Genomic DNA, 8,860 nt, shown 5'->3' with positions numbered 1-8,860 from the left:
TGGCACTTTGTATTTGTTAGCCTGACGCCATACGGTTTCAGACTGTGGCTGAACACCACCAACAGCACAGTAAACCATTACCGCGCCATCCAGCACACGCATGGAACGTTCTACTTCGATGGTGAAGTCAACGTGCCCTGGGGTGTCGATGATGTTTACGCGATGCGGTTCGAACTGCTTGGCCATACCAGACCAGAAAGCAGTAGTCGCTGCAGAAGTGATGGTAATACGCCGACGCGCGGGCAGGGCAGGGGGCCAAGCCCGCCTCGCTTGGCCGCTACAAGGCGTCGATCGCCAAGATCCATCAGCTGCTTGATCTCAAGGATCCCACCCAGGCTGATCTCGTGAAGCTGCGGCTACGCGCGATCCGGCGCGAGAAGGGCACCGCGCAGGCTCAGGCGCGTCCCTTGCGCTTCAAGGGGCCAGTGCGAGACGTGGAGCGCGACAGTCCTCGCGGACTGAATGTGCGAGCTTTGCTGGAGGCGTGCGCGGGCGATCTGCCAGGCCTGCGGGACCGAGCCCTGTTGTCGGTGGCCTATGACACGGGGCTCCGTGCATCGGAGCTCGTCGCAATCAGCATCAATGACATTCTCGAGGCGCTTGATCCCGAAGCGCGCCTCCTCGCCATCGCGCGAAGCAAAGGCGATCAGGAGGGCGAGGGAGCCACAGCCTATTTGTCGCCCCGCTCTGTGCGGGCTGTCGCGGCGTGGAGAGAGGCCGCTGGGATCGACGCGGGGCCGTTGTTCCGGCGGGTGCAGGTACGGCGCTACAAAGCGCGGGCGGCTGTGAAGGGTCGTTCGATCGACAGCATCTCGGGCCGTGAGACTTGGGATCTGCGCAAGACGCTGTCCAAGCCCGCTGTGAAGGCGCGGGTCGAGTATGACATCGGCGCCGCGGCGCTCCATCCGGGATCGATCGGCCCGATCTGGCGGGCAATCATTCAGCGTGCGTTCGATCGCGGCGCATTGGGCGACCTTACCGCTGACGATCTGGCCCGACTGCTGAAGGGAATAAGCGCTCATTCGACGCGGGTGGGTCTTAATCAGGACCTGTTCGTCGCGGGCGAAGATTTGGCCGGGATCATGGACGCGCTGCGCTGGAAAAGTCCCCGCATGCCGCTCGCCTATAATCGTAATTTAGCGGCCGAAGCAGGAGCGGTTGGTCGCCTGTCTCGCAAGCTGGAATGACTGAGTTTGGGACAGTGCTGCCGTTCCAAATTGATAGATCGGATGGCAGCTCCTGTCTGGAGCCGACATACATCGTTTGCCTGACTGGCATCACAGATCGGCAGAAAGTGGGCCGATTGTTGACCGTCCTCTTTTGGGGAGAAATCGGCTAAAGCTGCCGTCAAGCAGCTGACTCTTAATCAGCGGGTCCTAGGTTCGAGCCCTAGTGCGTCCACCACATTTCCCTTTTTCGTAAATCAGATACTGAGCTTGCGAGATCGGGCTATTGAGAGCATTTTTTTTGCTAAGCAGCTCTCTAGGTAGCAGAGCGCTAATTCGGCGCTGCAGTGCAGTGAACGGTTCATGGCCTGCGCTCTGTCGAACTGAGCTTGAGCGAGTAATCGGCTCACCTTCCCGCCAGCGGCGCACGCTGGGATGGCAGCTCGGAAACTCAGGCAGCGCGGTGTCGTGCTGACAGCTAGGCCGCCCGAGCGCCCGATGGACAAGAATGACGCCCTTGGCTGGATGCCCTGCCAGCTCGGATACGCCCCATAGACGGTAAGAACGGTCAGACGGTTATTCGTGGAGGCTAAGAGCAGATTGGGGCCAGGGGCGCGATAGGCCTGGTGCTCGAACCGTCAGTCGCGCAGCACCCGCTCGATAGCGGTGTCGACACTGGTCCGATCACCGCACCGCTGAGCGCCTACCGCCGATCCGGTTTGCGTTCTGTTCCTTCGAGCGATAATATCGTCATCTGACGCTAAAGCATCTCGAGTGGACGGCGGTCGCGTGGCCTGGGAAATTCCGCATCGAGTGTCGCAATGTCGGCGTCGGAGAGCACGATATCTGCGGCCGCGCGGTTCTCCCGCACATGTGCAATCGAACTCGCTTTCGGGATGGCGATGACGCCATCGTGCCGCAACGTCCAGGAGAGTGCCACTTGGGCAGGGGTTGCACCGACCTCGGCTGCGATCTTCTCGAGTGCGGGATGGCTTGAAAGTCGTCCCTGCTCGACGGGACTATACGCCATAACCGGTATGTTATGCTCGGCGAGCCACGGCAGCAGGTCCAATTCGGGGCCTCGCCGGACCAGATTGTAGAGGATCTGATCGGTCACGCAGCCATCCCCGACGGCAGCGATAAGCTCGTCCATATCGTCGGTATCGAGATTGCTGACACCCCAATGCCTGATTTTCCCCGCTGATTTGAGCGCCTCCAATGCCTCCACAGTCTCAGCGAGCGGCACCGATCCCCGCCAATGGAGCAGGTAGAGGTCCAGCCGGTCGGTGCCGAGCCGCTTCAGGCTCGCCTCGCATGCATCGGCAAGGCGGGAGCGCGATGCGTTCTGCGGATATGCCTTGCTGACGAGGAACAACTGGTCGCGAACGCTGCCCAGCGCCTCGGATATCAGCGTTTCCGCCGCACCATCGCCGTACATTTCGGCGGTATCGATGAGCGTCACGCCCAGTTCGACACCGGCGCGTAGCGTGGCGATCTCATCGGATCGGCGCTCGGCACGTTCGCCCATCTTCCAGGTGCCTTGACCCAGTGAAGGAACCACTTCCCCGCCGGGCAATGTCACGTGTTTCATGTGCTTTCGTCCTATGAGATGAGTTCGACTGTTCGGTCGGGGGGCAGATTGGCAGATGACCACCATGAAACGATCATATCGCGGCCGGCCATCGATCGAGCGCCATTTTGGCGATGGAGAGCAGTTCGTTGATCGTAGCGCCGTCGCGCGCCTGAACGGACATGCCTTCCATGACCGTATTGATGAATTTGCCTAGCACGGCCGGATCGGTGTTGGCCGCAAGCTCGCCCTGCGCGGCGCCGCGTTGCAGACGCTCGATCAGGAGGGCCTCCGCCGCGATCCGCTTGTCGCGCAGCAGGCATTCGATGGCGGCGGACGCCGGCGAAACGGCTGCCGCTGCCGAATACATGAAGCAGCCGGCCGGCGTTCCAGGTTCCGAGAATGATGACGCCGCTCGTTCCAGCAGGCCTTTGACGGCTTCGTAGGTGGACAACGCCGGATCGTTGATGGGTGCATAGAGGTGGACGCTGAACGTCGCGGCGTAACGTTCGATCACCGCCGCAAACAGCCCCGCCTTGTTGTCAAACGCTGCATAGAGACTGGCGGCGGCGACGCCAGTCTCCGCCACCAGATCGGCCATCGATGTCGCCTCGTAGCCGCGCTGCCAGAACAGCCGCACCGCCTTGTCGAGCGCAGCGTCAGTGTCGAACACACGAGGGCGACCTGCGCGGCGACGGGCTTTCGTCTCTGTCATCTCTGATGCACGATATGGAACGATCGATAAATAATATCTTGAAACGGGTGGTCCGCTCCCTTACAGAACGATCATTAAATAATCAAGGAGTCTCCAATGAGCCGCATCGTCCGTATCCACGAATATGGCGACGCCAGCGTCCTCAGGATTGAAGATGTGGCAGTCCCCGCTCCCGCGGCCGACGAAGTGCAGATCGCGGTGAAGGCGATAGGCATAAACCGCGCCGAGGTGATGTTCCGCAACCATGCCTACCTTCAGGAAGCCGAGTTCCCGAGCCGCCTTGGCTATGAGGCTGCCGGCACTGTCGTTACGGTCGGCGCCGACGTTACCGGGTTTGCGGAAGGCGAAGCCGTCAGCGTCATCCCCCCGCTCGATATCGCGCGTTGGGGCACCTATGGCGAGGTCGCCAACGTGCCCGCCCGCCTCGTCGTCAAGCATCCGGCGGCGCTGTCGTTCGAGGAAGCGGCGGCCGTGTGGATGCAGTATGTCACCGCCTGGGGTGCACTGGTGGAGCAGGCGAAACTCGGCGAGGGCGATTTCGTCATCGTCACAGCTGCCTCCAGCAGCGTCGGCCTTGCGGCCTTCCAGATTGCGCGGATGGTCGGCGCGACGGTAATCGCGACGACGCGTACCGGCGCCAAGCGCCAGGCCCTGATCGATGCCGGTGCGCATCATGTCGTCGCGACCGGGGAAGAGGACCTGGTAGCGAGGGTGATGGAGATAACCGATGGTCAGGGTGCGCGCGTGGTGCTCGATCCGGTCGGAGGCCCGTCGTTCGAGCCGCTGACCGAGAGCATGGCACGCGGCGGCATCCTGCTCGAATATGGCGCGCTCAGCGGCGAACCGACGCCGTTCCCGTTGTTCTCCGTGCTGGGCAAGAGCCTCACGCTCAAGGGGTATCTCTACAGCGAGATCGTCTCGGACGATGCCGCCCTCGATCGCGCCAAGGCGTTCATCGTGGCGGGTCTGGAATCGGGCGCGCTCAAGCCGCGGATCGCGCGCACTTTCCCGCTCGACGCCATCCAGGACGCTCACCGCTTCCTCGAATCGAACGACCAGATCGGCAAGGTCGTCGTTACGGTCTGACCGGCATACCGGGGGAGTGAGCGATCGCTCCCCCACGAATTTGCGCTGACGCAACGGCCTCGCACCAGCAATCAGTTTAACTCAACGAGGGTATCCCAACATGAAATCTCGCGCCGCTGTAGCCTTCGAGGCGGGCAAGCCACTCGAAATCGTCGAGATCGATGTCGCCCCACCCCGGAAAGGCGAAGTCCTCATACGGGTGACGCACACCGGTGTGTGCCACACCGACGCGTACACGCTGGCGGGGAGTGATCCGGAGGGTGTTTTCCCGGTGGTTCTGGGCCACGAGGGCGCGGGCATCGTTGTCGAGGTCGGTGAAGGCGTCACCAGCGTCGGGCCGGGCGATCACGTGATTCCACTCTATACCGCCGAGTGCGGCAAGTGCGACTTCTGCCTGTCGGGCAAGACCAACCTGTGCGTCGCTGTCCGCGAAACGCAGGGCAAGGGCTTGATGCCCGATGGGACCACCCGCTTTTCGTACAATGGTCAGCCCCTCTATCATTACATGGGCTGTTCAACCTTCAGTGAATATACTGTCGTCGCCGAAGTCTCGCTCGCCAAGATCAATCCCGAGGCAAACCCCGAACATGTCTGCCTGCTCGGCTGCGGCGTCACGACCGGCATCGGCGCAGTCCACAATACCGCCAAGGTCCAGCCCGGAGACTCGGTCGCCGTGTTCGGCCTCGGCGGCATCGGCCTCGCGGCGATTCAGGGTGCGCGCCAGGCGAAGGCGGGTCGCATCATCGCCATCGACACCAATCCGTCCAAGTTCGAGCTGGCACGCCAGTTCGGTGCGACCGATTGCATCAACCCCAAGGACCATGACAAGCCCATCCAGCAAGTGCTGATCGAGATGACGGGCTGGGGCATCGATCACACCTTCGAGTGCATCGGCAACGTCCACGTCATGCGCGCCGCGCTTGAATCAGCGCACCGTGGCTGGGGTCAGTCGATCGTGATTGGCGTTGCCGGCGCGGGCGAGGAAATCTCCACCCGCCCATTCCAGCTCGTCACTGGCCGCGTATGGAAGGGGTCCGCTTTCGGTGGCGTCAAGGGACGGACACAGCTCCCCGGCATGGTCGAGGACGCGATGAGAGGCGATATCGATCTGGCCCCATTCGTAACCCACACGATGGGTTTGGAAGACATCAACGAGGCCTTCGAACTGATGCACGAAGGCAAGTCGATCCGCACGGTCATTCACTACTGACCCGCCGATCCGAAGCGGCCGAGGCGCTCGGATCGACAACTCGGCCGTCATCATGGCCCGACCCCGGCCATGATGACGCGCGCTCTGGCAAATGGGCAACGCGTCGCGATGCGGTAAAAAGCGCCGAAGTGCGGTCGTTACATGCCGACAGCGGCACAAACCAGGGCCGCCTGGCCCGGGCGCTTACCAGCGGAGTGTGTGGCCTCGTCGCGCGACCCCACGGGAAAAATGGTTTTGTCGTTACCTTTGTCTAATGCTGGAAAAATATTTCGAAGGTGCCGAATATCGGGCCAGCCTGGCCGTTGGATGTATTGATTCGGAAATGCATTCATCTGTTACCCGACTGTGATGAACCACGGGCCGCACGGGCGTATAGGGCAGGAAGACTGAATTGAAGAGCAAGGATATTCACGCGACCACACCGGCCACCGATCATGGGCATAGGGGGCCGCCCGCTTGCGTGCAGGTTCGCGGCGCGCGCCAGAATAACCTCAAAAATATTGACGTCGATGTACCGCGCGACGCCTTCGTGGTGTTCACCGGCATATCGGGCTCGGGCAAGTCATCGCTCGCGTTCGGCACCCTTTATGCCGAAGCCCAGCGGCGTTATCTGGAATCGGTTGCGCCCTATGCCCGTCGCCTGATCGACCAGGCCGGCGTGCCGGAGGTCGACGCGATCGACGGTTTGCCGCCTGCGGTCGCGTTGCAGCAGCAGCGCGGCTCGGCCAACGCACGATCCTCGGTCGGCAGCGTGACGACTCTCTCCAGCCTGGTTCGGATGCTCTATTCGCGCGTCGGCGAATATCCGCGCCATCAACCCATGCTCTATGCGGAGGATTTCTCCCCCAACACGGTGGCGGGGGCCTGTCCGACCTGTCACGGCATCGGGCGCGTATATGACGCGACCGAAGAGACGATGGTTCCTGACGACAGCCTCACCATTCGCGATCGAGCGATCGCCGCCTGGCCGGCCGCCTGGCATGGCCAGAACCTGCGCGATATCCTCGTTTCGCTCGGCTATGACGTCGATACGCCGTGGCGCGACCTGCCGAAAAAGGATCGCGACTGGATCCTCTTCACTGAAGAGGCGCCGACGGTGCCGGTCTATGCGGGCCTGACGCCCGAACAGACCCGGACGGCGCTCAAGCGCCGCATGGAGCCGAGCTACCAGGGCACCTTCACCGGCGCGCGCCGCTATGTGCTGGAAACCTTCGCCAACACTAAAAGCGCGCTGATGAAGAAGCGCGTCTCGCAATATATCATCGGCCGCGATTGCCCGACCTGCAACGGCAAGCGCCTGAAGCGCGAAGCCCTGTCGGTCAAATTCGCCGGCCTCGACATTGCCGAGTTCGGCGACCTGACGGTGCTCAAGCTGAAGGACTTGCTGATCCCCGTCGCGCATGGCGAATATGGGGCAGTCTCCGCCCCCTCAAAGGGCCATGTTCTGGAAAAAGCGGCCCGCGATGCAGCGGTCGAACAACGGGTTGCCGCGGGCGGCTCTGCGCACAAGAGCGCGCCCGACGTACGCCGCACGCCCAATCTCTCCGACGAGAAGCGGATCGCCGCCCAACGCCTTGCCTGCGAATTGATCGAGCGGCTAGAGCCGCTGATCGATCTTGGCCTTGGCTACATTTCGCTCGACCGCAGCACGCCGACGCTCTCCTCCGGAGAGCTGCAGCGCTTGCGGCTTGCCACGCAATTGTCGTCACAGCTTTTCGGCGTGGTCTATGTGCTTGACGAGCCTTCGGCAGGGTTGCACCCGGCAGATGGCGAAGCCTTGCTCACCATCCTCGAGCGTCTCAAGGCGGCGGGCAACTCCCTGTTCGTCGTCGAACATGATCTCGACGTGATCCGCCGCGCGGAATGGCTCGTCGATGTCGGGCCAGGAGCCGGAGAAAAGGGCGGTGAAGTCCTCTACAGCGGGCCGATAGAGGGGCTTGCCGACGTCGAGACTTCGATCACCCGCCGCTACCTGTTCGCAGAGCCGCTCCGCAGTGAGCGCACACCGCGCGATCCCAAGGCATGGCTACGCCTGGAAGGGATCAGGCGGAACAATCTCCATGGTCTTGACGTCGAGTTTCCCATCGGCTGCTTCACCGCTGTCACCGGCGTTTCGGGATCGGGCAAATCCAGTCTTGTCAGTCAGGCGCTGCCCGAGCTCGTCACGGAACACCTCGGCGGCTCCCCCGCGGCCGAGGAGGAGGATATCGATCCGCTGCTCGATGTTGCGCAGAACGACACTGAAGGACGCATTGTCGCAGGCATGGAGCATGTTCGCAGGCTGGTGCGGGTCGATCAGAAACCGATCGGCCGCACGCCGCGCTCGAACCTATCCACCTACAGCGGCATGTTCGACCATGTGCGACGGATCTTCGCTGATACGCCGCTCGCCCGCCGGCGGCATTACAGCCCGGGAAGGTTCTCGTTCAACGTCGCGCAAGGCCGGTGCCCTGTGTGCGAGGGCGAGGGATACGTCATGGTGGAGCTGCTGTTCCTGCCGAGCGTTTTTGCCCCGTGCTCGACCTGTCATGGCTCTCGCTACAACCCGCAAACGCTCGAAGTCGAATGGAACGGGCGCAATATCGCCCAGGTGCTCGAACTGACTGTCGACGATGCGTGCGATTTCTTCGCTGGCGAGGCATCTGTGATGCGCTCGCTCGACGTGTTGCGGGAGATCGGTCTTGGCTATCTGAGGCTCGGTCAGCCGGCGACCGAGCTGTCTGGCGGGGAGGCGCAGCGCATCAAGCTGGCGACTGAACTGCAACGCGCTCAACGCGGCAACACGATCTACATCCTCGACGAGCCAACTTCGGGGCTTCACCCCTCCGATGGCGATCGGCTGATGCAACACCTGCAGGGCCTCGTAGACGCCGGCAATACCGTCGTAGTCGTCGAACATGACATGCGCGCCATCACACAGGTCGACTGGATCATCGACCTGGGACCGGGGGCCGGGGAAGATGGAGGCCGTATCGTTGCCAGCGGCGTCCCTGGCGTCGTTGCGGAAGCGGAAGGCAGTCTGGACTTGCCCCGGAAAAGTGGAGAGTTCCCTTGAGGTGAAAGGCGAACTCGATGACGAAGCAGCGACGTTTCACGAAGGAATTCGAGGAGGA

At 62.3% G+C, this 8,860-nt stretch carries 5 protein-coding genes and 2 pseudogenes; 4 read left to right on the top strand and 3 right to left on the bottom strand.

Features of this window, described 5'->3' with window-relative positions; genetic code table 11:
* Positions 1-234, bottom strand: a pseudogene (locus ACQKJZ_RS16350) (GTP-binding protein); the annotation flags it as partial.
* On the opposite strand from ACQKJZ_RS16350, the pseudogene ACQKJZ_RS16345 reads away from it, so the two are divergent.
* Positions 228-1,187 (top strand): annotated as a pseudogene (locus tag ACQKJZ_RS16345) (tyrosine-type recombinase/integrase); the annotation flags it as partial. The pseudogenes ACQKJZ_RS16350 and ACQKJZ_RS16345 sit on opposite strands and share 7 nt — an antisense overlap.
* Before the next feature lie 739 nt (positions 1,188-1,926).
* On the opposite strand, the gene ACQKJZ_RS16340 reads toward ACQKJZ_RS16345, so the two are convergent.
* Together ACQKJZ_RS16340 and ACQKJZ_RS16335 are read right to left on the bottom strand one after the other, a co-directional pair.
* The gene (locus ACQKJZ_RS16340; RefSeq protein ID WP_037543873.1) at positions 1,927-2,757 is read right to left on the bottom strand and encodes an aldo/keto reductase; all 831 of its coding nucleotides are present in this window, start codon (positions 2,755-2,757) and stop codon (positions 1,927-1,929) included.
* Positions 2,758-2,830: 73 nt separating this feature from the next.
* Positions 2,831-3,409, bottom strand: coding sequence for a TetR/AcrR family transcriptional regulator (locus tag ACQKJZ_RS16335; RefSeq protein WP_198382195.1), 579 nt, complete (start codon positions 3,407-3,409; stop codon positions 2,831-2,833).
* Positions 3,410-3,547: 138 nt separating this feature from the next.
* Here ACQKJZ_RS16335 and ACQKJZ_RS16330 point away from each other — a divergent pair, with 138 nt between their 5' ends.
* From ACQKJZ_RS16330 to ACQKJZ_RS16320, 3 genes are all read left to right on the top strand, one after another.
* A complete protein-coding gene (locus ACQKJZ_RS16330) occupies positions 3,548-4,537 on the top strand; it encodes a zinc-dependent alcohol dehydrogenase family protein (protein ID WP_009823890.1) in 990 nt (329 codons plus the stop codon).
* Positions 4,538-4,637: 100 nt separating this feature from the next.
* Complete coding sequence (locus ACQKJZ_RS16325; RefSeq protein WP_009823889.1) at positions 4,638-5,747, top strand: S-(hydroxymethyl)glutathione dehydrogenase/class III alcohol dehydrogenase; 1,110 nt, start codon at positions 4,638-4,640, stop codon at positions 5,745-5,747.
* A gap of 391 nt (positions 5,748-6,138) precedes the next feature.
* Positions 6,139-8,802 carry an excinuclease ABC subunit A gene (locus tag ACQKJZ_RS16320; protein WP_427732392.1) on the top strand — a complete coding sequence of 888 codons (2,664 nt, stop codon included), beginning with the start codon at positions 6,139-6,141 and terminating at the stop codon, positions 8,800-8,802.
* Positions 8,803-8,860: the final 58 nt, after the last annotated feature.

This window comes from Sphingomonas sp. NPDC019816 (assembly GCF_050274375.1).
Lineage (GTDB): Bacteria > Pseudomonadota > Alphaproteobacteria > Sphingomonadales > Sphingomonadaceae > Sphingomonas.
This window is presented reverse-complemented; position numbering and strand designations above follow the sequence as displayed.

Bases quoted from the DNA above. Each gene is read 5' to 3' on its own strand.
- ACQKJZ_RS16340 (WP_037543873.1), bottom strand. From the start codon at position 2,757: ATGAAACACGTGACATTGCCCGGCGGGGAAGTGGTTCCTTCACTGGGT.
- ACQKJZ_RS16330 (WP_009823890.1), top strand. From the start codon at position 3,548: ATGAGCCGCATCGTCCGTATCCACGAATATGGCGACGCCAGCGTCCTC.
- ACQKJZ_RS16325 (WP_009823889.1), top strand. From the start codon at position 4,638: ATGAAATCTCGCGCCGCTGTAGCCTTCGAGGCGGGCAAGCCACTCGAA.